Source organism: Arthrobacter sp. AFG20 (genome assembly GCF_002892795.1).
GTDB lineage: Bacteria > Actinomycetota > Actinomycetes > Actinomycetales > Micrococcaceae > Arthrobacter.
In genome coordinates this window covers 1-24431 of sequence record NZ_PJMC01000014.1, presented here as the reverse complement: position 1 = coordinate 24431, position 24431 = coordinate 1, and the positions used below count along the sequence as shown (strand labels likewise).

Annotated in this window: 23 protein-coding genes and 1 pseudogene; 12 read left to right on the top strand and 12 right to left on the bottom strand. The window is 66.2% G+C overall.

The genetic code is table 11. The features are described 5' to 3' along the window. Positions 1-45: 45 nt before the first annotated feature. A complete protein-coding gene (locus CXZ05_RS16115; protein WP_102973557.1) occupies positions 46-363 on the bottom strand; it encodes a hypothetical protein in 318 nt (105 codons plus the stop codon). Positions 364-654: 291 nt separating this feature from the next. Between CXZ05_RS16115 and CXZ05_RS16110 the strand changes: the two genes are divergently transcribed. The 3 genes from CXZ05_RS16110 to CXZ05_RS23145 all read left to right on the top strand — a co-directional run bounded on the left by CXZ05_RS16110 (position 655) and on the right by CXZ05_RS23145 (position 3051). After that, positions 655-1905 carry an Nramp family divalent metal transporter gene (locus tag CXZ05_RS16110; RefSeq protein WP_102973556.1) on the top strand — a complete coding sequence of 417 codons (1251 nt, stop codon included), beginning with the start codon at positions 655-657 and terminating at the stop codon, positions 1903-1905. 101 nt (positions 1906-2006) lie between these two features. Further along, positions 2007-2837 carry an oxidoreductase gene (locus tag CXZ05_RS16105; RefSeq protein ID WP_102973555.1) on the top strand — a complete coding sequence of 277 codons (831 nt, stop codon included), beginning with the start codon at positions 2007-2009 and terminating at the stop codon, positions 2835-2837. 70 nt (positions 2838-2907) lie between these two features. Further along, positions 2908-3051 carry a hypothetical protein gene (locus CXZ05_RS23145; RefSeq protein WP_180987420.1) on the top strand — a complete coding sequence of 48 codons (144 nt, stop codon included), beginning with the start codon at positions 2908-2910 and terminating at the stop codon, positions 3049-3051. A gap of 25 nt (positions 3052-3076) precedes the next feature. Here CXZ05_RS23145 and CXZ05_RS16100 read toward each other — a convergent pair whose 3' ends face one another. Further along, positions 3077-3382 (bottom strand): hypothetical protein, encoded by a 306-nt coding sequence (locus CXZ05_RS16100; protein WP_102973554.1) that lies wholly within the window; start codon positions 3380-3382, stop codon positions 3077-3079. An 86-nt stretch (positions 3383-3468) separates the two neighbouring features. After that, positions 3469-4389: an alpha/beta fold hydrolase gene (locus CXZ05_RS16095; protein ID WP_258006615.1), complete on the bottom strand. Its 921-nt coding sequence runs from the start codon at positions 4387-4389 to the stop codon at positions 3469-3471. A 99-nt stretch (positions 4390-4488) separates the two neighbouring features. Between CXZ05_RS16095 and CXZ05_RS16090 the strand changes: the two genes are divergently transcribed. After that, on the top strand, positions 4489-5112 hold the full coding sequence (locus tag CXZ05_RS16090) for a hypothetical protein (RefSeq protein WP_102973552.1): 624 nt from the start codon (positions 4489-4491) through the stop codon (positions 5110-5112). A 552-nt stretch (positions 5113-5664) separates the two neighbouring features. Here the strand turns inward: CXZ05_RS16090 and CXZ05_RS16085 are convergent. Beyond that, positions 5665-6864, bottom strand: a complete 1200-nt coding sequence (locus CXZ05_RS16085; RefSeq protein ID WP_180987419.1) for a thiolase family protein — start codon at positions 6862-6864, stop codon at positions 5665-5667. A gap of 16 nt (positions 6865-6880) precedes the next feature. After that, complete coding sequence (locus CXZ05_RS16080) at positions 6881-8287, bottom strand: class I adenylate-forming enzyme family protein (protein ID WP_102973551.1); 1407 nt, start codon at positions 8285-8287, stop codon at positions 6881-6883. Positions 8288-8347: 60 nt separating this feature from the next. On the opposite strand from CXZ05_RS16080, the gene CXZ05_RS16075 reads away from it, so the two are divergent. Further along, a complete protein-coding gene (locus CXZ05_RS16075) occupies positions 8348-9244 on the top strand; it encodes a neutral zinc metallopeptidase (RefSeq protein ID WP_102973550.1) in 897 nt (298 codons plus the stop codon). An 80-nt stretch (positions 9245-9324) separates the two neighbouring features. On the opposite strand, the gene CXZ05_RS16070 is transcribed toward CXZ05_RS16075, so the two are convergent. The 6 genes from CXZ05_RS16070 to CXZ05_RS16045 all read right to left on the bottom strand — a co-directional run bounded on the left by CXZ05_RS16070 (position 9325) and on the right by CXZ05_RS16045 (position 14493). Continuing rightward, complete coding sequence (locus tag CXZ05_RS16070) at positions 9325-9657, bottom strand: metal-sulfur cluster assembly factor (protein ID WP_102973549.1); 333 nt, start codon at positions 9655-9657, stop codon at positions 9325-9327. Positions 9658-9669: 12 nt separating this feature from the next. Beyond that, positions 9670-10461: a Fe-S cluster assembly ATPase SufC gene (gene sufC, locus CXZ05_RS16065; RefSeq protein WP_102973548.1), complete on the bottom strand. Its 792-nt coding sequence runs from the start codon at positions 10459-10461 to the stop codon at positions 9670-9672. An 86-nt stretch (positions 10462-10547) separates the two neighbouring features. After that, positions 10548-10907: a non-heme iron oxygenase ferredoxin subunit gene (locus CXZ05_RS16060; protein WP_102973547.1), complete on the bottom strand. Its 360-nt coding sequence runs from the start codon at positions 10905-10907 to the stop codon at positions 10548-10550. A gap of 27 nt (positions 10908-10934) precedes the next feature. Further along, positions 10935-12176, bottom strand: a complete 1242-nt coding sequence (gene sufD / locus CXZ05_RS16055) for a Fe-S cluster assembly protein SufD (RefSeq protein ID WP_102973546.1) — start codon at positions 12174-12176, stop codon at positions 10935-10937. Beyond that, positions 12176-13639, bottom strand: a complete 1464-nt coding sequence (gene sufB / locus CXZ05_RS16050) for a Fe-S cluster assembly protein SufB (RefSeq protein ID WP_102973545.1) — start codon at positions 13637-13639, stop codon at positions 12176-12178. Before sufB ends, sufD begins: the two co-directional genes overlap by 1 nt. Further along, positions 13639-14493, bottom strand: coding sequence for a metalloregulator ArsR/SmtB family transcription factor (locus CXZ05_RS16045; protein ID WP_102973544.1), 855 nt, complete (start codon positions 14491-14493; stop codon positions 13639-13641). The genes sufB and CXZ05_RS16045 overlap by 1 nt, the downstream gene beginning before the upstream one ends. A 133-nt stretch (positions 14494-14626) precedes the next feature. Between CXZ05_RS16045 and CXZ05_RS16040 the strand changes: the two genes are divergently transcribed. Genes CXZ05_RS16040 through CXZ05_RS16030 form a run of 3 tightly spaced genes read left to right on the top strand, consistent with a single transcriptional unit; the run spans position 14627 to position 17302 of the window. Continuing rightward, positions 14627-15595, top strand: a complete 969-nt coding sequence (locus tag CXZ05_RS16040; protein WP_102973543.1) for an ABC transporter ATP-binding protein — start codon at positions 14627-14629, stop codon at positions 15593-15595. Next, the gene (locus CXZ05_RS16035) at positions 15592-16350 is read left to right on the top strand and encodes an ABC transporter permease (RefSeq protein WP_102973542.1); all 759 of its coding nucleotides are present in this window, start codon (positions 15592-15594) and stop codon (positions 16348-16350) included. Before CXZ05_RS16040 ends, CXZ05_RS16035 begins: the two co-directional genes overlap by 4 nt. 7 nt (positions 16351-16357) lie before the next feature. Next, positions 16358-17302: a heme A synthase gene (locus CXZ05_RS16030; protein WP_102973541.1), complete on the top strand. Its 945-nt coding sequence runs from the start codon at positions 16358-16360 to the stop codon at positions 17300-17302. 319 nt (positions 17303-17621) lie between these two features. On the opposite strand, the gene CXZ05_RS16025 is transcribed toward CXZ05_RS16030, so the two are convergent. Continuing rightward, the gene (locus CXZ05_RS16025) at positions 17622-18569 is read right to left on the bottom strand and encodes a heme o synthase (protein WP_102973540.1); all 948 of its coding nucleotides are present in this window, start codon (positions 18567-18569) and stop codon (positions 17622-17624) included. 520 nt (positions 18570-19089) lie between these two features. Between CXZ05_RS16025 and tkt the strand changes: the two genes are divergently transcribed. The 4 genes and pseudogenes from tkt to CXZ05_RS16005 all read left to right on the top strand — a co-directional run. Continuing rightward, positions 19090-21207 carry a transketolase gene (gene tkt / locus CXZ05_RS16020; protein WP_102973539.1) on the top strand — a complete coding sequence of 706 codons (2118 nt, stop codon included), beginning with the start codon at positions 19090-19092 and terminating at the stop codon, positions 21205-21207. Between the two features lie 31 nt (positions 21208-21238). Beyond that, on the top strand, positions 21239-22357 hold the full coding sequence (gene tal / locus CXZ05_RS16015) for a transaldolase (protein ID WP_102973538.1): 1119 nt from the start codon (positions 21239-21241) through the stop codon (positions 22355-22357). Between the two features lie 6 nt (positions 22358-22363). Further along, positions 22364-23998 carry a glucose-6-phosphate isomerase gene (locus CXZ05_RS16010; RefSeq protein ID WP_102973537.1) on the top strand — a complete coding sequence of 545 codons (1635 nt, stop codon included), beginning with the start codon at positions 22364-22366 and terminating at the stop codon, positions 23996-23998. Between the two features lie 15 nt (positions 23999-24013). After that, positions 24014-24431, top strand: a pseudogene (locus tag CXZ05_RS16005) (glucose-6-phosphate dehydrogenase); the annotation flags it as partial.

Sequence of the window (24431 nt, the reverse complement as noted above, 5' to 3'; positions counted from 1 at the left end):
TCCATAATTTACTCATGATCAGGCAGCGCAAGCGGCGATGGACCGCTACCGGCCGATGGTCAGGGGCTTCACCGGCAATACACACGATGCCCGCTGCAACTGAACGACGGCAGCCCCCGCCACCCGGTTGTTTCTACCGGTGTCGTCGCACCAGTCAACGTTGTACGGCACTGCCGTGACCGTCGCCTTGCCCGGCGCAGTCCGTGCGGGGACGACGAAAGTGTAAGAAAAGCCGCCACCGTCGTTCATTGCGGAAGTAGTGTTGACGACTTTCGCCTCTGAGGAATCGGTAACGCTGATCTGAATCCGGGCGTTCGCACCATAGCGGGGGTTGCAATCGGTGTCCTGTGCTGCAACAGTCACGGGCTCCCCCGGCCTGGCTTCTGACGGCCGCACCGAATATGGCGGCGGAAAGCAGGGCGGTTCCCCAGCCGAGGAGGAGCCACACCCCGCAGCGGCAATCACCACCATTGCGCCGGACCAAGCAACGGCCGCGAATCCCCGATACCCCAGGTAGGAAGCCACACCGTCATTATGGCCCGGAATCAGCTGCTCACAACAGGGCCAGCACGGTAGCCCTAATGGCTACTTTTCGGTATACCTAAATTTCGGTATCCTCGTCTTATCGGTACCCCCCAATGACGAGGATGGATGATGGCTGTTTCGACCCTTTCAGAGCGCACCGCACCGGGTCGGGTGTGGTCGCGCCTGCTGTTGCTGGGTCCGGCGTTCGTGGCGGCCATCGCGTATGTCGACCCGGGCAACGTGGCAGCGAACCTGACCGCCGGGGCGAACTACGGCTACCTGCTGGTCTGGGTGCTGGTGGCGGCCAATGCCATGGCTGTGCTGGTGCAGTACCAGTCCGCCAAGCTGGGCCTGGCCACCGGCATGAGCCTTCCCGAGATTCTGGGCAAGCGCCTGGGGACCCGCCGCCGGCGGGCGTACTGGGCGCAGGCGGAGATCGTGGCCGGAGCCACCGACATGGCTGAGGTGATCGGCGGGGCCGTCGCACTGAACCTGCTGTTCGGGCTTCCGCTGCTGGCCGGCGGGATCATCATCGGACTCGCGTCGATGCTGCTGCTGTCGCTGCAGTCGAACCGGAGCCAGAGGTCCTTTGAAGTGGCCATTCTGATCCTGCTGGGCGTGATCGCGGTCGGGTTTGTGTCCGGGCTGTTCGTCAATCCGCCGGACGCCGGCAACGCACTGACCGGCCTGGTGCCGCGCTTCGAAGGAACAGACACCATCCTGCTCGCCGCGAGCATGCTCGGCGCCACGGTGATGCCGCACGCCATTTACCTGCATTCCGCCCTTGCCCGGGACCGGCACGGCTTCTCCGAGAACCCCGCCGTGCGGACCCGCCTCATCCGGGCCACCCGGTTCGACGTGGCGGGCGCCCTGTTGTTGGCCGGCGTGGTCAATATCGCCATGCTGCTGCTGGCAGCCTCCAGCCTGCGCGGCGTGGAAGGGACCGACACCATCGCCGGCGCGCACGCCGCGGTGACGTCGGCACTGGGTCCGGCGATCGGCGTCGTATTCGCCATCGGCCTGCTAGCCTCGGGCCTGGCGTCCACCTCCGTGGGCTGCTACGCCGGCGCCACCATCATGGGAGGCCTGCTGAAGGTCCGCATTCCTCTGCTCACCCGGCGCGTGATCACGCTGATTCCGGCGTTGGCAATTCTTGGCGCCGGCATCGAACCGACGCTGGCCCTGGTCCTGAGCCAGGTGCTCCTCAGCTTTGGCATCCCGTTCGCCCTGATTCCGCTGATCCGGCTCACCGGCAAGCGTGAGGTCATGGGCATCCACACCGATTCGACCCCACTGAAAATAGCGGGCTGGACCAGCGCCACGCTCATCGTTGGCCTGAACTGCGTGCTCATCGTCCTCACCGCGCTCGGCGCGTCCTGACGGTCCGGCCCGCCTTAGTCATCCCGCCGCGGCGGGCAGTTGGACACGGCGGCGCCCTTGGCATGGCGGAACAGCCCCAACAACCAACGGAAGCAAGTCCAATGACCACATGGCTCATCACAGGCTGCTCGACCGGACTCGGCAGGGCCCTCGCCCAGGCCGTGCTCGCCCACGGCCACAACGCCGTCGTCACCGCACGGAATGTCAACGCAGTGAAGGACATCGCGGCCGATTTCCCTGGCACCGCGCTGGCCCTCCCCCTCGACGTCACCGACAAGGAACAGATCAGCTCGGCGGTGCAGCAGGCACAGGCCCGGTTCGGCGGCATCGACGTGCTCGTTAATAACGCCGGCTACGGCTACCGTGCCGCCGTTGAAGAAGCGGACGACGCCGACATCCGCCAGCTGTTCGATACGAACCTTTTCGGCGCCGTCGACATGATCAAAGCAGTCCTGCCGGACATGCGCGCCAAGCGAGCGGGGGCGATCCTGAACATCTCCTCCATCGGCGCGCGCATCTCGCCGGCCGGTTCCGGCTACTACTCCGCCACCAAGGCGGCCCTGGAGGGCCTGTCGGGCTCGCTGCACAAGGAACTACAGCCGCTCGGGATCAGTGTCACGGCCATCGAACCCGGTGCGTTCCGCACCGACTTCGCCGGCCGCTCACTGACGCAATCGGCGACGGCTATTCCGGACTATGCGGAGACGGCCGGCAAACGCCGCAAGGAGAACGACACTGTCCACGGCACCCAGCCCGGAGACCCCGGCAAGGCAGCGGAGGCGATCATCGCCGTCGTCGAAAGCGCTAACCCGCCGTCGCTGCTGGTCCTCGGCCAGGACGCCTATGGTGCGTTTGCCGCCGTCGCCGATGTGCAGCGCGCAGAACTGGACCAGTGGCGCGAGCTCAGCCTCAGCACAGGCATCGACGAATAAGAACCGCCACCGCCACGCCGTGCCCCTGAGCGTTGCTGGCCGGCAGCCGCCCTCTACTTTCTTGCGCCCCGTGCTGGCTGCAATCAGCTACACGCCCGTGTCCGATGCTTCAGGCCCGCTGGGCAGGGCCGACAGCTACCCGCTGCTTGGCGAACAAATCCGACGGCGCCGGTTCCTGCAGGCCGCAGATGACTACTGGGAGCGGTGGAGCTGACAGCCCGCTGCACGCAGCCGGCCGGCTACTCCGATTCGAAGCCGAGGCGGTCGCGGACAAGCTGCGCGACGACGGCGGCGTGCTGCTTGTTGTCCGAACGGGCATCCGATTTCAGCGTCGCCAGATATGCAACGTACGCGGCAGTCCGGGTGTCATATGCCGCGGCGCGCGTTTCGAGCGCCAGGGCAAGGGTGGCATGGGCCTGGGCCAGCCTGGTCTGCAGTTCGGCGTCGACATCGGCGCCTGAGAGTGCTTGCTCTGCGGCGGAGAGAAGGGACCGCGCGACGTCGGCGTGCTCGTTCGCGGCACGCTGGCCAAGGTCGGGCTGCATAGGCTCTGCCTCTCTTTCGCTCGCGACGGGCAGACGCGAGATGTGGAGTAAGCCTAGATCACAATGTCCGTTCCTGTGATGTACCTTCAGTCCGTCCGGGGCAGACCGGCCGCAATTTCTTCGACGGCCTCGACAAGCGCGGCCACCGATTCAGGACCTCCATGCCCTTCGTTCTCGATGACGGTGAGACGGCTGTTCTCCCAGCGCTGATGAAGCATCCAGGGCGTGATGGCGGGGCCGCTAACGTCTCTCCGGCCGTGAATGAGGTGGCCGGGAATTCCGTTAAGTTGCTGGACCCTTTCCATGATGGCCTGTCCACCCGTAAGGAAGCCGTTATGGGACCAGTAGTGGGTGACGAGAATGGCGAAGGTCATGCGCTCGCGGTCATCGCCGAACATCGCCCCGGGCTGCCACAGCGGATCCAGCGAGATGTGCACGGATTTCCAACGGTCCCATGCGCGGGCCGCCGTCTCGGCGTCGTCCCGATCCACGCCGGCGAGGCGGCGGGCATACGCATCCACCACCCACTCGCCGGGCAGGCACCTGGCCGCGCGCGAGAACTCCTCCCATGCTTCCGGGAAGATCCTGCCAACGCCCTCGGTGATCCACTGAACCTCGTCACGGCTGCTCGTGGTCACGGCCATCAGCGCGAGCCCGTGCACACGGTCCCGGTGCTCAAGGGCATATGCCAGAGCGAGCGTGCTACCCCACGACACCCCTGTAACAATCCACTTCCCGATACCAAGATGCTTGCGCACGGCTTCGATGTCCTCGATCAAGGTTTGGGTGGTGTTTGCGCCCAGGGAGCTCAGGTCGTCCTGAACGGACGGCGAGCTTCTGCCGCAGCCGCGCTGATGCAACCCGACGGTCCAGAATCTTGAAGCGTCGTGGCGGGTCCGGTACCCCTGGCCGGGAGCAGCGCCGGGGCCACCGTGGAGGTACAGCACGGGAATCCCCGCGGGGTTCCCCGACGTCTCCCAATAGATTTTCGCTCCATCGACTTTCACCCAACCAACACTCGCCCCAGTCACGCAGCAAACACTACGAGACGGGCGCCGGCAAGGGTAGGGTCGGGGCAAGCGTCAGTTTGGGATTTGGGGGAACCGATGAAGCTTTACGGCAATAGCGTTGCTAAGGCAGAGGAAGGCCAGGCCGCAACACACCGTGCTCCATCGGCCCGCGCCGTCGCTGCGGCCGTGTGGCTACTCGCCGCCGGCACGCTCTCGTGGTTGCTTGTGGGCGGAGCTACCAGAGCCGCAGGAGAGGCAGCGCCCTGGCTGATCCTTCTGTCCTGGTTCGTTTACGTTGCCCAGTGGCGGCCATGCCTGCGCGTTGACGGCTGCGGGTTCGAAGTCATCAATGGCTTGCGCGATCACCGGATACCGTTCCGGACGATAGAGGACATCGAGGTTCGCTTCACTACGGTTATCTTGGCGGCCGGCAAGAAGTATGTCAGTTGGGGCGCACCCACGCCGCCTCCAGCGCTTGGAGCAGGGTTCCAGCATCTGAGCGATTTGAAGAGCCGTCCCTACAGCATTCTTCCGAGCAACGAGCGGATCAGCCAGCCCGTGGCGAAAACCGGACGGGACGCCGTGGTGGCCGCCTGGCACGACGCCCGCCCCGGCGGAATCACCCCCGGTCGGGATAGAGTCACGTCAACGTGGAACAAACCTTTGATCGCCGTCGGGGTTCTTGCAGTTCTTGCGGTGGTCATTACCGCGTCCTTTTAGGTACCCGCACGCCGCCTGCTGGTTCGCGCGGCCGGGACGCGTTCGCTCCTTGCGGATCCATCGGTAGGCTATTTCGCATGGGGACAAGGAATAAGACCAAGGTATTTGCTGCATTCGCAGGGCTATTGGTGATGGCCATATCGCTATTCGGCGCCCTCTGGGTGAACGGCAACATCCCGTTGCCGGCAGCCATCGCCACCTCGTTGATCCTGGGCGTGGCGACGTTTTTGGCGACAGGCCAAGGAGCCACGCGCAAACCGCGATAGCGACCGCCTGACAGCCTGTGACCGGCGTCGGTAAGCTCGCACGATGACGGATCTTGTGGTTCAGAACGCGTACGCCACTCGGGCGGCGGAGTACATGGCGCTGTTTGGGTCACGTCCGGACCACGCGCCATGGTTAGCACTCGTGTGTAGTCTGACGAATCGGTTTGAGGGACGGCCCCTGCAGGGCGACTACATCCGGAGTTGCCCAGCTCCAGGGCCGCAAGGAAATCATGGAAGCCGGCCAGGTTTTTCGGGCGCGGCTGGCACTCGGCTGCGTCCGTCCGGTCTACAGCCGGATATGGCGGAACAGCGCCGCCGTGCCCATGCCGCCGGCGATGCTGATCATGGCCAGGGCTAGCTTTTCCTGGCCGGGCGCAGCCGGTGTGTGCCGGGCCTGCGCCAACAGCCTAGTGACCAGCACGGCCCCGGACGCCCCGTAGGCGTGACCCAAAGCCAGCGCCCCGCCGTCGGCGTTGGCCCGAAGGGAGTCAATTCCGAGATGGTCAAGGCAGGCGAGAGTCTGCGCGGCAAACGCCTCGTTGAACTCCACGAGGTCCACGTCCGCGGCATCCAAGGACTTCGCGGCCAGCAGGCGTGAGGCGGCGGCCGCGGCACCGATGCCCAGGAGCTTCGGTTCCACACCGGCCGTCTCCGTGCCCAGCACGGCCAGGGCGTCGGCAGCGCCCAGTTCCCGGGCCTTGGCCAGCGAGGTGATGACGACGGCGGCCGCCCCGTCTGCGTCGAAGCAGGAATTTCCGGCGGTGACAGATCCGGATTCCACGAACGCCGCAGGGAACCGTGCCATCAGGGCCTCGCTGAGTTTGGAGCGGGGACCGTCGTCGGCCGTGACGATTTCGGATTCCGTCGCGGTCCCTGACGCACCCGGCAGCGGGACTGTCTCCCGGGCAAACATGCCGCCGGCTTGTGCGGCCACCGCCCTGCGGTGGCTGCGCAGCGCAAACTCGTCCTGCCGCGCGCGGCTGATGCCGTACTCCTGGGCCACGTTCTCGGCCGCGACCCCCATATCCGGGTCGCCGTGGCGGTGCGGCGCAAACTGGGCGCGGCTGAAGAAGGCGGGTTCGCCGTCGTCGTTCCGGTGTGCGCGCAGCGGCGCGGTGCTGATGCTTTCGACGCCGCCGGCAAGGTAGGTTCCGCCGCCTGCGGCGACGAGCCGCGATGCGAGGACGATGGCGTCGAGGCCGGAGCCGCACTGCCGGTCGACGGTGAGGCCGGGGACGGTGACGGGCAGGCCGGCTTCGAGGGCAGCGAGACGCGCAACGTTGCCGCCCGCACCCACGGCGTTGCCGATGACGACGTCCGCCACCTCACCCGCATCCACTGCCGTTTCGGCGAGCAGGGCCCTGAGGACCGGGGCCAGGAGCTCGTGGGAACGCAGGTGCTTCAGCACACCGTTCGCCCGGCAGACGGGCGTGCGCAGCGCGGCGATGATCACCGGCTGCCGGTCGTCGGGCAGTTCGAGCTGCACGCCAGACGCCGTGCCCCTAGACAAGGTGCCGAACCCGGCTGTCCCGGGCCGCAATCCAGTCCAGCAACAGCCGTCGGCTCACCTTTCCGCGATCCGTCACGGGAAGCTCATCCAGGGCGTAGTACTGCAGCGGCCGCTTGTCCTTGGCCAGGACGTCCTCGAGGCCGGTCTTCAGCTGGGTGGCGGTGACTCCGCCGTGTGAGGGAACGATGCCGGCTACCACGCGCTGGCCACGGAGGTCGTCGTCCATGCCGGCGGCGATGGCCGAGGCCACCCCGGGGACGGAGGACAGCGCCAGCTCCACCTCGTGGGGGTAGACGTTCTTGCCTGCAGTGATGATCATGTCGGCGCGCCGGCCGAGGATGTGAAGCACACCGTCCGACAGGTAACCCTGGTCCCCCACGGTGAACCAGCCGTCGAAGCAGCGCAGCGCCTGGCCGTCGTCGCCCCAGAGGTAGCCGTTGCTGACCATGCCGCTTTGGACGCTGATGTTGCCGGCTGCCCCGTCGGGTAGCTCGTTTCCTGAGTCGTCCAGGATCCGCACCTCGACGCCCGGGAACGGCCGGCCGATCGCGGTGCTCCCGGCGGCGAACGGCTCCCCGGCGGCCAGGCCGGCGCCGGAGACGAAACTGAGCTCCGACGCGCCGTAGTACTCGAAGATGGTGGCATGCGGTGCCCACCGGCGGGCCGCTTCCAGCGTGCGCGCATCCAGCTTCGAGCCCGCGCAGATGATGGTCCGGACGCCCGACGCGTCCACACAGCCCAGCAGTCCGCGTTCGCTGAGCAGCCGCAGCATGGTGGGCACCAGCACCAGCCGGGTGATGCCGTCGTGGGTGATGGCGGCGTGGACATCGCCGACGTCGAAGGATTCCAGCGTGTGGAACTCAGAGCCGGCGTAGAGGCACTCGGCCAGGGCATACAGGTTGAGGCTGGCGGCCAGCGGACCGGGCGCAAGCGTTTTGTCCTGCTGGCCGAGCCCGAAGAACTCCATCGAGGCCTCGAAGGACTGCTGCCAGGAGCGGCGCGAGCGGGTGAACGCCTTGGGCACGGACGTGGTGCCGGAGGTCAGGCCGATGAGGAACGAGGACGCCGGGTCCCCGTCCGCCAGCTGGGCGCCGGCGCTCCCGGGCACCGGGTCAACGCCGCTGCCCAGCCGCTGGACAATCTCGTCCTGCAGCGCGTTCGGCCAGGTGGGGTCCAGAACCGCGCACTCGCGGTCGCCGGCGACGGCTGCGGCGAACTCAATGGCGAACCGGGTGGAATTCGGCTCGGCGAGGACCGTGACAGGCGCCGCGCTGGAGGCTGCGGCGAACTGCGCGCCGTCGCGCAGTTCGGCCCAGCTGAGCCTTTTTCCGGCCACGACGACGGCGGTGTCGTCGGGGCGTTCATCGGCCCAACGCTGAAGGCTGTTGAGAAAAGGCATCGGACCAACTTTACCGGCCCGGACCCGCCACCGCCCTGCCGTGAAGACTATTGTGACAACATGAGCTTCAATGACGGGGTCGAGCTGGACCCATCCCAGGTGGAAGACCGGCGCGGCGGTGGAGTAGGCCGCGGCACAAAAATCGGCGGAGGCATCGGGGGCGGCGTCGTCCTCCTCCTTGCTGCACTCTTCGGCATCAATCCGCAGCTGCTCGGGGGGCTCCTGGGCACCGGCCAGGAACAGCCCGCCCAGAGCACGGGAACACCCCTCACCAACTGCAAGCTGGGTTCCGACGCCGACAAGGACCTCGACTGCCGGATTGCCGGGACCGTGAACAGCCTCAACACGTTCTGGCCGGCTTACCTCGCCGATTACAACGTGAAGTACCCGCGGCCGAAGGCTGTGCTGTTCGAGGGCGCCACGCGCACCGGCTGCGGCACGGCCACGTCCGAGGTGGGCCCGTTCTACTGCCCGGCGGACACCACGGCCTACTTCGATCCCGGGTTCTTCCAGGACCTCGTGACCCGCTTCGGCTCCTCGGGCGGTCCGCTGGCCCAGGAATATGTGGTGGCCCATGAGGTCGGCCACCACATCCAGAACATCCTCGGCGACCTGGACAAGGCGCAGCAGGATCCGCAGGGCGCGGAGTCCGGCGCCGTCCGGGTGGAGTTGCAGGCTGACTGCTACGCAGGGCTCTGGACCCGGTACGCCACCACGCAGAAGGAACCGAAGACCGGCAAGCCGTTCCTGGAGCCGCTGAAGCAGCAGGACCTGAACGACGCGCTCTCGGCTGCCTCCGCCGTGGGCGACGACAGGATCCAGAAGGCCGCCACGGGAAGGGTCTCGCCTGAGGGCTGGACGCACGGGTCCAGCGCCCAGCGGCAGAAGTGGTTCTACCAGGGCTACAAGACCGGCGACATCAACCAGTGCGACACGTTCAGCGCCCCGACGCTCTAGGTTTAGATCGACTGGGGAACGACGACGGCCGGTCACCTCCGTGAAGAAGGTGACCGGCCGTCGTCGTACTTTTTTGGGTTTTAGATGTTGAAGCCGAGGGCCCGCATCTGGTCCTTGCCGTCGTCGGTGATCCGCTCCGGACCCCATGGCGGCATCCATACCCAGTTCAGGCGCCAGTCGTCCACTACGCCGTCCAGCGCCTTGCCGACTTGCTCCTCGAGCACGTCGGTCAGCGGACAGGCGGCCGTGGTGAGGGTCATGTCAATCAGCAGCGCGCCGTCGTCCTCCGAGTACTTCAGGCCGTACAGCAGCCCGAGGTCCACGATGTTAACCCCGAGCTCGGGGTCAATGACATCCTTGAGTGCCTCTTCGACATCCTCCAGCCCGGTGCGGGCTGCGTCGATTTCTGTCATGGCGTGTCCTTACTAGGCCTGGGCTGCGGCGGCAGCGATCGAGGCTGCGCCCGCGCCCTTGGCGTAGCGGTCGTAGCCCTCTTCTTCAAGGCGGTCGGCGAGCTCCGGGCCGCCCTCTTCAACAATCTGGCCGTCAACGAAGACGTGGACGAACTCGGGCTTGATGTAGCGCAGGATGCGGGTGTAGTGCGTGATGAGCATGGTGCCCATGTTGCCTTCGGCGTGGGCGCGGTTGACGCCTTCGGAGACGATCTTCAGGGCGTCGACGTCCAGGCCGGAGTCGGTCTCGTCAAGCACTGCGAACTTGGGCTTGAAGAGCTCGAGCTGGAGGATCTCCACGCGCTTCTTTTCGCCGCCCGAGAAGCCCTCGTTGACGTTGCGCTGTGCGAAGTCCGCATCGATGCGCAGCTGCTGCATGGCAGCCTTGACGTCCTTGGTCCACGTACGCAGCGCCGGCGCCTGGCCGTCGATGGCGGTCTTGGCAGTCCGCAGGAAGTTGGTCATGGTGACGCCGGGAACCTCCACCGGGTACTGCATGGCCAGGAAGAGGCCGGCGCGTGCACGCTCGTCAACGCTCATCGCGAGGACGTCTTCGCCGTCCAGCGTGATGGTGCCGCCGGTGACGTTGTAGCGCGGGTGGCCTGAGATGGTGGATGCAAGAGTGGACTTGCCCGAACCGTTGGGGCCCATGATGGCGTGGGTCTCACCGGTGCGGATGGTCAGGCTGACGCCCTTCAGGATCTCCTTGGTGCCCTGCTCGGTGTCGATGCTGACGTGCAGGTCCTTGATCTCAAGAGTAGACATGTGTCTTGTTCTCCTCTGCACCGTGCCGTTGGGGCAGCGGTGCGGTCTTTTGGTCTGGAAGTTGTTTAGTTCTGGTACAGGCCGGGCTAGCTGAAGTTCGGGGCTTCGGCGCCGTTGAGGACGTTGGTGAAGTCCACGTAGACCTCATCCCCGACGATCTCCACCGCGAACACGGGCACGGGGTCGTAGGCCGGCAGCTGGAGAGGCTCGCCGCTGCGCAGGTCGAACTGCGACCCGTGGCCCCAGCATTCGATGGCACAGCCCTCCACCTCGCCCTCCGAGAGAGAGATGTCCGCGTGCGAGCAGGTGTCGCCGATCGCGTGGATCTCTCCCATGGAGTCCTTGACGATCGCGACGGGGAAGTCATCGATCAGGATCCGCAGGGCCTGCTTGGGCTGGATCTCGTTCACGTTGCAGACGAGCTCGCCCTTTGGCTGTTCAGTCATCCGTTGTCCTGTACTTTCCGGGGCTGCTTAGTTCTCGGTCGCGGCGAGTTCACGCTCAACAGCCTCGGTCAGGCGCTCTTCGAGTGCCGGGACCTTGATCTGCTGGATGATCTCGTTGAGGAAGCCGCGCACGACGAGACGCCGCGCAACCTCTTCCGGAATGCCGCGTGCCATGAGGTAGAACAGGTGTTCGTCGTCAAAACGCCCGGTGGAGCTCGCGTGTCCGGCGCCCTCGATGAGACCAGTCTCGATCTCGAGGTTCGGAACAGAGTCGGCCCGGCAGCCGTCCGTCAGCACGAGGTTCTGGTTCTTCTCGTACGAGTCGGTGCCCAGGGCCTGCTTCTGGATCAGGACGTCGCCGACCCACACGGTGTGCGCGTTCTTGCCCTGGAGGGCGCCCTTGTACAGCACGTTGGACTTGCAGTTGGCCACGTTGTGGTCAACGAAGGACCGGTGCTCCAGGTGCTGCCCGGCGTCGGCGAAGTAGAGGCCCAGCAGCTCGGCCTCGGCACCTTCACCCGCGAAGCGGACGTTTGAGTTCAGGCGCACGATGGATCCGCCGAGGGACACGGCGATGTGCTTGTACACAGCGTCCTTGCCCACCTGCGCGTCGTGCTGTGCGAGGTGCTTGGCGTCGTCTTCCCAGAGCTGCACCGAGATCACGGTGAGCTTTGCGCCCTCGCCAACGATGACTTCCAGGTTGCCGTTGTGGTCGGCGGCGCCCGTGTGCTCCAGGATCACCACGCTGCGCGAGTTGGCCCCGGCCTCCAGCACGTAGTGTGCGTTGGAGCGGCGGCCGGCGCCCCCGCCGTGGACCAGGATGCGCACCGGCTCAGCCGGTTCGGCTTCCGCCGGGATGACCACGTGCAGGGCCTCGTCGGTGTTTGCGGAGGCGACGACGGCGGCCCGGTCGGCCGGGGTCAGTACGGTTCCGCGTGGGGCGGCTCCTTGTGCCAGGCTGCCGCGGACGTAGCCTTCGGGGGCTTCCACGGAGAATGCGGCCGCTTCGCCGTCCGTCGCTGCGTCGGAGAGCAGGTTGGCCAGTCCGCGGACCGGGCTGAAGCGCCATTCCTCTTCACGGCCGGTGGGTAGCGCAAAGTCGGCGACGTCGAAGCTCGTGAGGCGCTCGGCGCGGGAGGACATCACGGTGAGGCCGTGGTTGTGGCTGTGGTCCACCTTGGCGGAAACCAGGCCCTCCCCTTCCTCGGTGAAGCCTGCGATGGAAGGCGCTCCGATGCGGGCCTTTTCAGTAGTAATTTCGGCAGTCATTAACCGACGGATCCTTCCATCTGGAGTTCAATGAGGCGGTTCAGCTCGAGGGCGTATTCCATCGGCAGCTCGCGGGCGATCGGCTCGATGAAGCCGCGCACGATCATGGCCATGGCTTCGTCTTCGCGCATGCCGCGGGACATGAGGTAGAAGAGCTGCTCTTCGGAAACGCGCGAGACAGTTGCCTCGTGGCCCAGCTGGACGTCATCCTCGCGGATGTCGATGTACGGGTAGGTGTCCGACCGGCTGATGGTGTCCACCAGCAGGGCGTCGCAGCGCACGGTGTTGGCCGAGTGCTTGGCGCCTTCGCGGATCTGGACCAGGCCGCGGTAGGCCGCGCGTCCGCCTCCGCGGGCCACGGACTTGGAGATGATGGAGCTCTTGGTGTTCGGCGCGATGTGGACCATCTTGGAGCCGGTGTCCTGGTGCTGGCCCTCGCCGGCGAACGCGATGGACAGGGTCTCGCCCTTGGCATGCTCGCCCGTGAGGTAGACGGCCGGGTACTTCATGGTGACCTTGGAACCGATGTTGCCATCGATCCACTCCATGGTGGCGCCTTCTTCGCAGATCGCGCGCTTGGTCACCAGGTTGTACACGTTGTTGGACCAGTTCTGGATGGTGGTGTACCGGACGCGGGCGCCCTTCTTGACCACGATTTCCACGACGGCGGAGTGCAGCGAGTCCGAGGTGTAGATCGGGGCGGTGCAGCCCTCGATGTAGTGGACGTAGGAGTCCTCGTCCGCGATGATCAGCGTGCGCTCGAACTGGCCCATGTTTTCCGTGTTGATGCGGAAGTAGGCCTGCAGCGGAATGTCCACGTGGACGCCCTTGGGCACGTACACGAAGGAACCGCCGGACCATACGGCCGTGTTCAGCGAGGCAAACTTGTTGTCTCCCACCGGAATGATGGTGCCGAAGTACTCCTGGAAGATCTCCGGGTACTCGCGCAGTGCGGTGTCGGTGTCCAGGAAGATGACGCCCTGGGCCTCGAGGTCCTCGCGGATCTGGTGGTACACGACCTCGGATTCGTACTGGGCTGCCACACCGGAGACCAGGCGGCTGCGCTCGGCTTCCGGGATGCCGAGCTTCTCATACGTGTTGCGGATGTCCTCGGGAAGGTCTTCCCACGTTGCGGCCTGCTTCTCCGTGGAGCGGACGAAGTACTTGATGTTGTCGAAGTCGATGCCGGACAGGTCCGCGCCCCAGGTGGGCATGGGCTTGCGGCCGAAGTACTTCAGGCCCTTCAGGCGCAGGTCCAGCATCCATTCCGGCTCGCTCTTCTTGGCCGAAATGTCGCGGACGACGTCCTCGTTGAGGCCACGGCGTGCGTTGGCTCCGACGTCGTTCTTGTCGGCCCAGCCGTACTCGTAGGTACCGATTCCGTGGAGCTCGGGATTCTTTTCGAGAATCTCCGAAATCACAGCAGTCTCAGCAACCGTCTTCTCTGATAGTTGGTCCGTCATCACGGCCTTTCTTGCAGATGGTTGGATACTTCGTCCAGGTTGTCCGGGGCGCCGCTGGTGGCCGTGGCCACCGTCACGGCCGGACGGCCTGTGGGTATGTGGGTGGTGCAGACGTGTCCCCCGCGGGCGAGCGTGGAGAGCCTGCGGACATCGACACCGACGAGGCGCGAAAACATTTCCGTTTCCGCGTCGCAGAACACGGGAAACTGGGTGGCCAGCTGCTGGATGGGGCAGTGGCCCTGGCACAGCTGGACGCTGGAGAGTGCGGCGGGCAGGGGTGCCTTGGCTTCGATCGAGGCCGTGGAAGCCACGAAGCCGTCCCGGGAGAGGGCGGCGGAGAGCGCCTGGGCACGGGCGGTGATGTCCGTTCCGGCCGCTTCCACCTCGGGGGCGTAGCGGCGTTCCATCTCCGCGAAACGCTCGACGGCGAACTGGCGGACGGCTTCATCCCCCGCCACCGCGCCGAGCTGCTTGAGCGCCAGGGTGGCAATGTTCAGGTAGTCGTCACCCAGTGAGGACTGGCCCTGGGAGCTGAGGACGTAGCGGCGGGCGGGGCGGCCGGCACCGGCGCCTGCGCGGGCCACGCGCTTGACCTCGATGACGCCCGCGCGGGACAGGTGGTCCAGGTGGCGGCGGACGGCCGCCGGGGTGAACCCGAGCATGTCGCCCAGTTCGGCTGCGCTGACGGGCCCGTGCTCCAGGACGGCGCTGAGGACGCGGTCACGCGTGCGCTCGTCGGCGTCGGCCGCTGACGGCACGGATGCCAAGGCAGCACGTTTTCCACCGCGCAGCGCACCCGCAGGCGCGCCCTGCCCGGCCAGAGGCACGGAAGTGGTGTTGGTCATGGAATACACAACACAATCATGTCGTAATTTATTGCGGGGTTCCAGTAAGGCAAGGCTGACCTGCGTCCGGCCGGGGCTTCGCCGGTCCGGCGGCAGTACGCCGGCTCAACAGTGACAGTACTACTTCACGTAGAATGCTGGGGTGCGATCCCCCAAATCCCCTGTCTTGACTATCGACGGGCTCATCAAGGACGTTGGTCCGCTCCCCACCCTCGATGGCAAGATGCTCAGGGTGGTGAGCGACGTCTCACTCGTCGCCGGCCGCGGCGAGGTCACGGCGCTGCTCGGTGCCAACGGCGCCGGCAAGACTACCACCATAGAATGCGCGCAGGGGCTTCAGAAGCGCACGGGCGGAAGTATTACGTTGCTCGGCTCGGACCCCGGCACCGCCGGTGCGGAACTGCGTGCCCGCGTCGGCGTCATGCTCCAGGACGGCGGCCTCCCGCCGTCGGCCCGTCCCATCCCACTGCTCCGCCACATTGCCGGCATGTACCGCAATCCCAGGCCGGTGGATGAGTTGGTGCAGCGGCTGGGCATCGACAGCTTCAGCAGGACCAATGTCCGCCGGCTCTCCGGCGGCCAGAAGCAGCGGCTGGCCCTCGCCGCCGCCCTGATCGGCAACCCGGAGGTCCTGTTCCTGGACGAACCGAGCGCCGGGCTGGACCCGCAGTCCCGGCAGTTGGTCTTCGAACTGATCGCGGAGCTCCGGGACAGCGGGATGGGGATCATCCTCACCACCCACCTCATGGATGACGCACAGCGGCTGGCCGACTACGTGTACATCATCGACGCCGGCAGGAATGTTGCGGAGGGCACCGTTGCCCAGCTGCTGCAGCACAACATGCCGGAAGCGCCCCACAGGGACCACGTCCGGACGCTGCACTTCGAAGCACTGCCGGGGCTGGACTTCACCGGCGTTCTGGCGGCCGAGATCGAGATCCGCGAGACGCGTTCCGGCAGCTACACGGCTACCGGCGCGCTGACGCCGGATGACCTCGCAGCGCTGACCGCCTGGTGGGCACACCACGGCATCATGCCGGGCTCCCTGAGCATGGAGGCCCGCAGCCTCGAAGATGTATTCCTTGACATTTCCGGAAGGGAAATCCGATGACGACAGCCACGGGCAGCGCTCCCGCTCCCCTGCTCCGCCGGATCCTGCTGCAGGGCAAATACGAGGCCGCGACCATGCTCCGGAACGGCGAGCAACTGATCCTCGCGGTGGTCCTGCCCCTTCTTGCCCTGATCGGCCTGACGGTCACCCCGCTGCTCGACGGCATGGGGGACAGCCGGGTCAACGTTGCCGTCCCCGGCATCCTCGCGCTCTGCGCCATGTCCACTGCCTTCACCGGGCAGGGCATTGCGACCGGCTTCGACCGCCGGTACGGCGTGCTGCGGTTCCTGTCCACCACGCCCCTGGGCCGCGCCGGCCTGATCGCAGGGAAGATCCTGGCGGTCCTGGCCGTCCTGGTGATCCAGGTGGTCATCGTCGCCGCCGTAGCCCTTCCGCTCGGCTGGCGGCCCAATCTGTTGGGAGTGCTGCCCGGCCTCGGCCTGCTGGTGCTGGGTGCGGCCGCGTTCACCGCACTGGGGCTGCTGGTGGCCGGAACCGTCCGGCCTGAGGCGACGCTGGCCATCACGAACCTGCTCTGGATCTTGCTGGGCGCCCTGGGCGGCATTGTGATCCCCATGCAGCGGCTGCCGGAGCTCGCCCAGAACACCGTTCACCTGCTGCCGTCCGGATCCCTCGGCGAAGGGCTGCGGGACGCATTCCTGCACGGCGCCGTCAACGGCAACGCCGTCCTTGTCCTGCTGATGTGGACGGTTCTCGCCGGCGCAGCAGCCATCCGCTGGTTCAAATGGAATTGAGAATAAAGTGAGCACCGCTTCGCGCCTCCCCCAGTTCGTCGGCCGCCTGGCATCCAAACTTCCCGTCACCGTCGATTCGACCGTCCGCCGCCTCGCCGTGCTGTCCCTGATCGGACAGACGGTCCTGGTGGTCACCGGCGGCGCCGTCCGGCTGACCGCCTCGGGCCTTGGCTGCCCCACCTGGCCCAGGTGCACAAACAATTCCCTGGTGAATACCCCCGAGATGGGCATCCACGGTTTCATCGAGTTCGGGAACCGGCTGCTGACCTTCGCCCTGGCCGCCGTCGCCGTGCTCATGCTCGTGTACTTGTGGAACCTTCGCAAAGAGCGCAAGGACCTGTTCCTGCTGGCCCTGGGCCTGCTGGCGAGCATCCCGGCGCAGGCAATCATTGGCGGCATCACTGTGCTGACCCAGCTGAACCCCTGGGTGGTGGGCCTGCACTTCCTGGTGTCCATGGCCCTCGTGGTTTTCGCCATGCTGCTGGTCAATCGTGCCTACGGGAGGACGGGCCAGTTCCGGACCCTTCCGCTCACCCCACTGCCGGGAGTCCTGCGTCCGGTGATGACCGCCGTCGCTCTCTTCTCCGCGGTCGCCGTCATGCTGGGCGTCGTGGTGACCGGCGCCGGACCGCACGCGGGTGACGCCAATGCGCCCCGCAACGACCTGGACTGGGACCTGTTCTCGCACATCCATGCCGTGCCCGCCTACCTCGTCACCGCCGGTACGCTGCTTGCCGTGTACTTCGTGTTCCGCCGCGGCATCTCGGGGACGTTCCGGACGGCCGTGCTGATGCTGCTCGGCGTCACCGTGCTCCAGGCCGTCATTGGCTTCACGCAGTACTACAACGGCATTCCGGCGCTGCTTGTGGGCGCGCACATGCTGGGTGCGGCCCTGCTGATGGCCGCAGCAACCAACGCCGCCGACATCGCCCGCTCCAGCCCCGTCAAGTAATTCGGGGCCGACTCAGGCCGACGCTTCCTCACATCCCATCGCTTTCCCCCCGACGCTTCCTCAGGTCCCGCCGCTTCATCCCCGACGCTTCCTCAGGTCCCGCCGCTTCATCCCCGACGCTTCCTCAGGTCCCGTCGCCCTATCACTCGGCGCTTGCGTCTCGCCGCGTCGGGTTAGACAAGAAATGCTCCCTCACATGAGTGAGGGAGCATTTCTGCATTCAGCGCGGGATCTGAGGAAGCGTCAGAGGAAAACCCGCAGGATCTGAGGACGCGTCGCAGGAAAACCCGCAGGATCTGAGGAAGCGTCCTGCAGGGATTTAGCCCATGATCGGCGAGCCGACAAACGGGTCGACGGCCAGCGCGATGAAGAGCAGCGTCAGGTAGCTGATGGAGCCGTGGAAGACCTTCATGGCGCCCTTGTCGGAGAGGTCCCCGCCCTGCGCCCGGTTATACAGGGCGTGCGACTCATGCAGGAACCAGGCACCGGCCAGCACGGCAACAGCGGTGTAAACCCAGCCTGCGCTGCCGGCCGGGATCATGAGCAGCGAGCATGCGACCATGGCCCAGGCGTACAGGACCACCTGGACGGACACGACCTTGGCGCCGGCGATGGCACCAAGCATCGGCACGTTGGCGTTGCGGTAGTCCTCGCCGTAGCGCATGGACAGCGGCCAGTAATGCGGGGGGGTCCAGAGGAAGATCACCATAAACAGGACGATGGCCGGCCACTCGACCGTGTTGGTCACGGCGGACCAGGCGATCAGCACGGGGAAACAGCCCGCGGCGCCGCCCCAGACGATGTTCTGGGCGGTGCGGCGCTTGAGGATCATGGTGTAGATGACGACGTAGAAGACGATGGCACCCAGCCCGAGCCAGGCGGAGAGCGGGTTTGCGCCGAACCAGAGGATGGCGATCGCCGCGGCGCCCAGCAGCCAGGCAAAGATCAGGGCCTCGCGCGGCGTGACCTCACCGGTGACCAGGGGCCGCTTCTCGGTGCGGTGCATCAGCTTGTCGATGTCGCGGTCGATGTAGCAGTTGAAGGCACCCGCGCTGCCGGCCGCGAACGCGCCGCCCACGAGGGTGGCCATGATGAGGCCGAGTGACGGGAAGCCGCGCTGCGCGTAAATCATGGTGGGCAGGGTGCTGACCAGCAGGAGTTCAATGACCCTGGGCTTGGTGAGTGCAAGGTACGCCTTCGCCTTGCGGGCTAGTCCGGCTCTTCCGTGGACCCGGGAAGAGGTCAGCGGCGTATCTGTTGTGCTCACGTGGCAGTCACTCTGTTTCTGTCTGGCTGTTTATCTGATCAGTGCGCCCGGACTCGCGGTCCGGACCGATCCCTCATCGGCGGCTGACGGGGCTGTCATGTTGCGCACTAATGCCCGCCCTGCCCGCCGGTGGCCTTCCGATATCATACCGCGGTCCCGCATGGATCGCTGGCATCGGTGTGTGACGGCAAATCACTGAAAATGATTCGTTCGTGCTTGCTTTAATCACATTAACGCAGCCTCACCGCACGGATGATTCACAAAAGAGAAATTGCGTCCAACTGGTGAGATTTTGGCCGCCCGAAGTGTGGAATAGAGCTAAGCTGTCTGCAGATCAGCGCACACTGGAAGACGGGCAAGAAACCGCATTCCGATCCGTCCGGCGACTGAATGAAGATCAACGTTTCAATGGTGAACGGCTGGTAGACAACAAATGCAGCGGGCACCAATTATGCCCTGCCGCTGTGTGTCCTAACCGCTTGCCGTTAACACAGAGAGGGGCCCGGATTCCGTGGCACATGTGAAAGAGCAAGAACTGACCTGGACCGACCTCGACCAGCGCGCCGTTGACACTGTGCGTGTCCTGGCCGCCGACGCCGTGGAGAAGGTGGGCAACGGCCACCCCGGTACCGCGATGAGCTTGGCTCCGGCCGCTTACCTTCTGTTCCAGAAGCTGATGCGGCACGACCCGAAGAACCCGGACTGGATCGGCCGCGACCGTTTCATCCTCTCCCCCGGCCACACGTCCCTGACGCTGTACATCCAGCTGTTCCTCTCCGGCTACGGCCTGGAACTCAAGGACCTCGAAGCACTGCGCACGTGGGGCTCACTGACCCCGGGCCACCCGGAATACAAGCACACCGCCGGCGTGGAAATTACCACCGGCCCGCTGGGCCAGGGCCTGGCCTCCTCGGTGGGCTTCGCCTACTCCCAGCGCCGCCAGCGCGGCCTGTTTGACGCCGACGCCGCCCCCGGCACCAGCCCGTTCGACCACACCATCTGGGTTATCGCTTCCGACGGCGACCTCCAGGAAGGCGTGACTTCCGAGGCCTCCTCCCTTGCCGGCCACCAGGAGCTCGGCAACCTCGTGGTCATCTACGACGAGAACCACATCTCCATCGAAGACGACACCGACATCTCCTTCACCGAGGATGTCCTGAAGCGCTACGAGGCTTACGGCTGGCACACCCAGCGCGTTGACTGGACCAAGACCGGCGACTACAAGGAAGACGTCCAGGAGCTGTACTCGGCGCTTCTGGCGGCCAAGGCGGAAACCTCCAAGCCGTCCATCATCTCGCTGCGGACCATCATCGGCTACCCGGCCCCGAAGAAGCAGAACACCGGCAAGATCCACGGCTCCGCCCTGGGTTCGGAAGAAGTGGCAGCACTGAAGGACGTCCTCGGCTTCGACCCCGAGAAGTCCTTCGAGGTGGACGAGGACGTGCTGGCTCACGCCCGCGCCGTCGTCGACCGCGGTGCCCACGCACGCAAGGAATGGGAAGAGTCCTTCTCCGCCTGGCAGTCCGCCAACCCGGAAGGCGCTGCTCTGCTGGAGCGCGTCGAATCCCGCCAGCTGCCCGCCGAGCTCGACGGCGTCCTGCCGGTCTTCCCGGCCGGCAAGGACGTTTCCACCCGCGCCGCGTCCGGCAAGGTCCTGAACGCCATTGGCCCGGTCATGCCGGAACTCTGGGGCGGCTCGGCCGACCTCGCCGAATCCAACAACACCACGATCGAAGGCTCGCCGTCGTTCGTTCCCGCGGGCAAGCAGACCAACGCCTGGTCCGGCAACCCCTACGGCCGCGTCCTGCACTTCGGTATCCGTGAGCACGCCGCAGCGTCGATCGTGAACGGCATCAGCCTGCACGGCAAGACCCGCGCGTTCTCCGGCACGTTCCTGATCTTCAGCGACTACCAGCGTCCGGCCATCCGCCTCGGCGCCCTCATGGGCGTGCCGTCCCTGTACGTCTGGACGCACGACTCCATCGGACTCGGCGAGGACGGCCCGACGCACCAGCCGGTTGAGCAGCTCGCTTCGCTGCGCGCGATCCCGGGCCTCGACGTCGTCCGTCCGGGCGATGCCAACGAGGTCGCGGCAGCGTGGAAGACCATGCTGGAGAACCACGAGAACCCCGCCGGCATCGTCCTGACCCGCCAGAACATCCCCACCTACGAGCGTGGCGAGGGCGCGGCCGAGGGTGACACCTTCGGCTCGACCGCAGGCGTCGCCAAGGGCGGTTACGTCCTGGCCGAGGCGTCCAAGGACGGCAAGACCGTGGACGCGCAGGTCATCCTGATCGGCACCGGCTCGGAAGTCCAGCTGGCTGTCCAGGCCCGCGAAGCACTGCAGGCCGAAGGCATCGCCGCCCGCGTGGTGTCCATGCCGTGCGTCGAATGGTTCAACAAGCAGGACGCCGCCTACCGCGAGGCAGTCCTGCCCGCAGCGGTCAAGGCCCGGGTTTCGGTTGAGGCCGGCCTGTCCCAGGGCTGGCGCGAATTCGTCGGCGACGCCGGCCGCTCCATCAGCCTCGAGCACTACGGCGCATCCGCCGACTACAAGCGCCTGTTCCAGGAATTCGGCATCACGGCAGAAGCTGTTGCCGCCGCCGCCAAGGATTCCCTCGCCGGACTCCAGTCCTGATCAGCACCCCCACAGTTCAAGGAGATTAGAAATGACTAGCACTCCCACCCAGCAGCTTTCCGACGCCGGCGTTTCCATCTGGCTCGACGACCTCTCCCGCGGCCGTCTGAAGACCGGCACGCTGCAGAAGCTGATCGAAGAGAAGAACGTTGTTGGTGTCACCACGAACCCCAGCATCTTCCACGCCGCCATCACCTCCGGCACGGACTACGACGCCACCATCGCGGCCCAGGCCGCTGCCGGCGCCTCCATCGAAGAGACCATCTTTGAAATCACGACGACGGACGTCGCCGACGCCTGCGACCTCTTCGCCCCGATCGCCGCGGCGACCAAGGGTGTGGACGGCCGCGTCTCCATCGAGGTGGACCCCCGCCTCGCCTGGGACACCGCCGGCACCATTGCCGAAGCGAAGCACCTCTACAAGAAGGTCAACCGCGACAACGTCCACATCAAGATCCCGGCCACGCTTGAGGGCCTGGAAGCCATCACGGCAACCCTGGCTGAGGGCATCAGCGTCAACGTGACCCTGATCTTCTCGCTGGAGCGCTACCGCGCCGTCATCAACGCCTTCCAGAACGGTCTGGAGCAGGCCAAGGACAACGGCCACGACCTCTCCAAGATCCACTCCGTCGCGTCCTTCTTCGTCTCGCGCGTGGACACGGAAATCGACAAGCGGCTGGACGCGATCGGCACCGAGGAAGCCAAGGCCCTCAAGGGCAAGGCCGGCGTTGCCAACGCCCGCCTCGCCTACCAGGTCTATGAGGAGCTCTTCTCCACCGAACGTTGGGCCGTGCTGGCCGAGGCCGGCGCCCTGCCGCAGCGTCCGCTGTGGGCTTCCACCGGCGTGAAGGACCCGGCTTACCCCGACACCCTCTATGTCACCGAGCTCGTTGCCCCGAACGTCGTGAACACCATGCCGGAGAAGACCCTGGACGCCACCTTCGACCACGGCGTGGTCACGGGCGACACCGTCACCAACGGCTACGATGAAGCGAACGCCACCCTCAACGCCCTTGATGCCCTCGGTGTGTCCTACAACGAGGTCGTTGCCCTGCTGGAATCCGAAGGACTGGACAAGTTTGTTGCCAGCTGGAAGGAACTCCTGGCAGACGTCGAAGGCGCCCTCGCCACCGCACGGAAGGCCTCCTAACCCAACATGAGCACACTCAGCTACGACGCCACCGGTTCCGCCCGGAAGGCCCTTGAGCAGCACCTGCCCGCCCTCGTGGAAGACCGCGTTGCCACCCGGATCTTCGCCAAGGACCACACCCTGTGGGGCCCCGATGCAGAGGCCGAGTCGGCAATCCGCCTCGGCTGGGTGGAGGCGGCCACCGTCTCCCGGCCCCTGGTGGACGGCATCCTGGAACTCCGCGATGCCCTCAAGGCGGAGGGGGTTACCCGCATTGCCCTCTGCGGCATGGGCGGCTCCTCGCTTGCTCCTGAAGTCATCGCCGGCACCGCTGGCGTCGAGCTGACTGTGCTGGACAGCACCGACCCCGAACAGGTCGGTGCTGCCCTCGCGGACCGCCTCGCTGAGACCGCGATCGTGGTTTCCTCGAAATCCGGTTCAACCCTGGAAACCGATTCGCAGCGGCGGATCTTCGAACACGCCTTCACCGAGGCCGGTCTCGATGCGAAGAGCCGGATCATCGTGGTCACGGATCCCGGGTCCCCGCTGGACAAGGCCTCACGCGAGGCCGGCTACCGTGCGGTCTTCAACGCGGACCCGAACGTGGGCGGCCGCTACTCGGCGCTGACGGCCTTCGGGCTCGTCCCGTCTGGCCTGGCCGGCGTGGACATCGCAGCCCTGCTGGACGAGGCTGAAGAAGCCGCGGAGATCCTGAACGAGGACGCTCCCGAGAACATCGGGCTGGTCCTGGGAGCTGCCCTGGGCGGCACCAACCCGCTGCGCGACAAGATCGTCATCGCGGAGGACGGCTCGGGCATCGTGGGTTTCGCTGACTGGGCCGAACAGCTCATCGCTGAATCCACGGGCAAGCTGGGAACCGGTGTCCTGCCGGTGGTCGCGGGGCCGAACGCTCCGGAAGTCACCTCCGGCGCTGAAGACGTCCTGGTGGTCCGTCTCGTGAGCGCTGATGCCGACGTCGAACTCGGCGAGAACGAAGTTGCCATTGCCGGCGGTCTCGCCTCGCAGATGATGGTGTGGGAATTTGCCACCGCTGTGGCCGGGCGTCTCCTGGGCATCAACCCGTTTGACCAGCCCGACGTCGAAGCCGCCAAGGTGGCTGCCCGTGGTCTGCTGGACGCCCAGCCGGAACCGACGCCGGCCAACTTTACCGACGGCGCCATCGAGGTCCGCGGCGGAGAATGGCTTGGCGACGCCGCCTCGGCAACCGACGCGGTCACCGCGTTGCTGGCCCAGCTGGGCAGCGACGGCTACCTGAGCGTCCAGGCCTACTTCGACCGCCTGGCCTACGCACAGCTCGAGGGCGTCCGGGACGAACTCGCCGCCGTGAGCGGCCGGCCTGTCACCTTCGGCTGGGGACCGCGCTTTCTGCACTCCACTGGCCAGTTCCACAAGGGCGGCCCCGCAATCGGTGTCTTCCTCCAGGTCACGGCGGCGTCCGCCCAGGACCTCGCCATTCCGGAGCGTCCGTTCACGTTCGGTGAGCTGATCACGGCCCAGGCCGCCGGTGACGCCCAGGTACTGAGCGAACACGGCCGGCCCGTCCTGCGCCTGCACCTCACCGACCGCGCAGCGGGCGTGGCCCAGCTGCAGGAGATCGTTTCGTCGCTTGCCAGCCAGGCAGCATCCGCCACTGAGAGCTAAGGCACCGAAATAACCATGCCAGATACCTTGAACGGCAGAAGGTCAGCGGCCCGGTCCGGGAACCCTTTGCGGGATCCGCGGGACCGGCGGCTGAACCGGATTGCCGGGCCGTCCTCGCTTGTGCTCTTCGGAGTCACCGGGGACCTTGCCCGTAAGAAGCTCATGCCCGCCGTGTATGACCTCGCCAACCGGGGCCTGTTGCCGCCCAGCTTCGCGCTGGTCGGTTTCGGCCGGCGGGACTGGGACAACGAGGACTTCGCCGCGGAGGTGAAGGACGCCGTGAAGTCCTACGCACGGACCCCGTTTGATGAGGCGGTCTGGAACCAGCTCTCCGAGGGCATCCGGTTCGTGCAGGGCGCGTTCGACGACGATTCGGCGTTTGAGCGGCTCGGCGAGACGATCAAGGAACTCGACGAGAACCGTGGCACCCGCG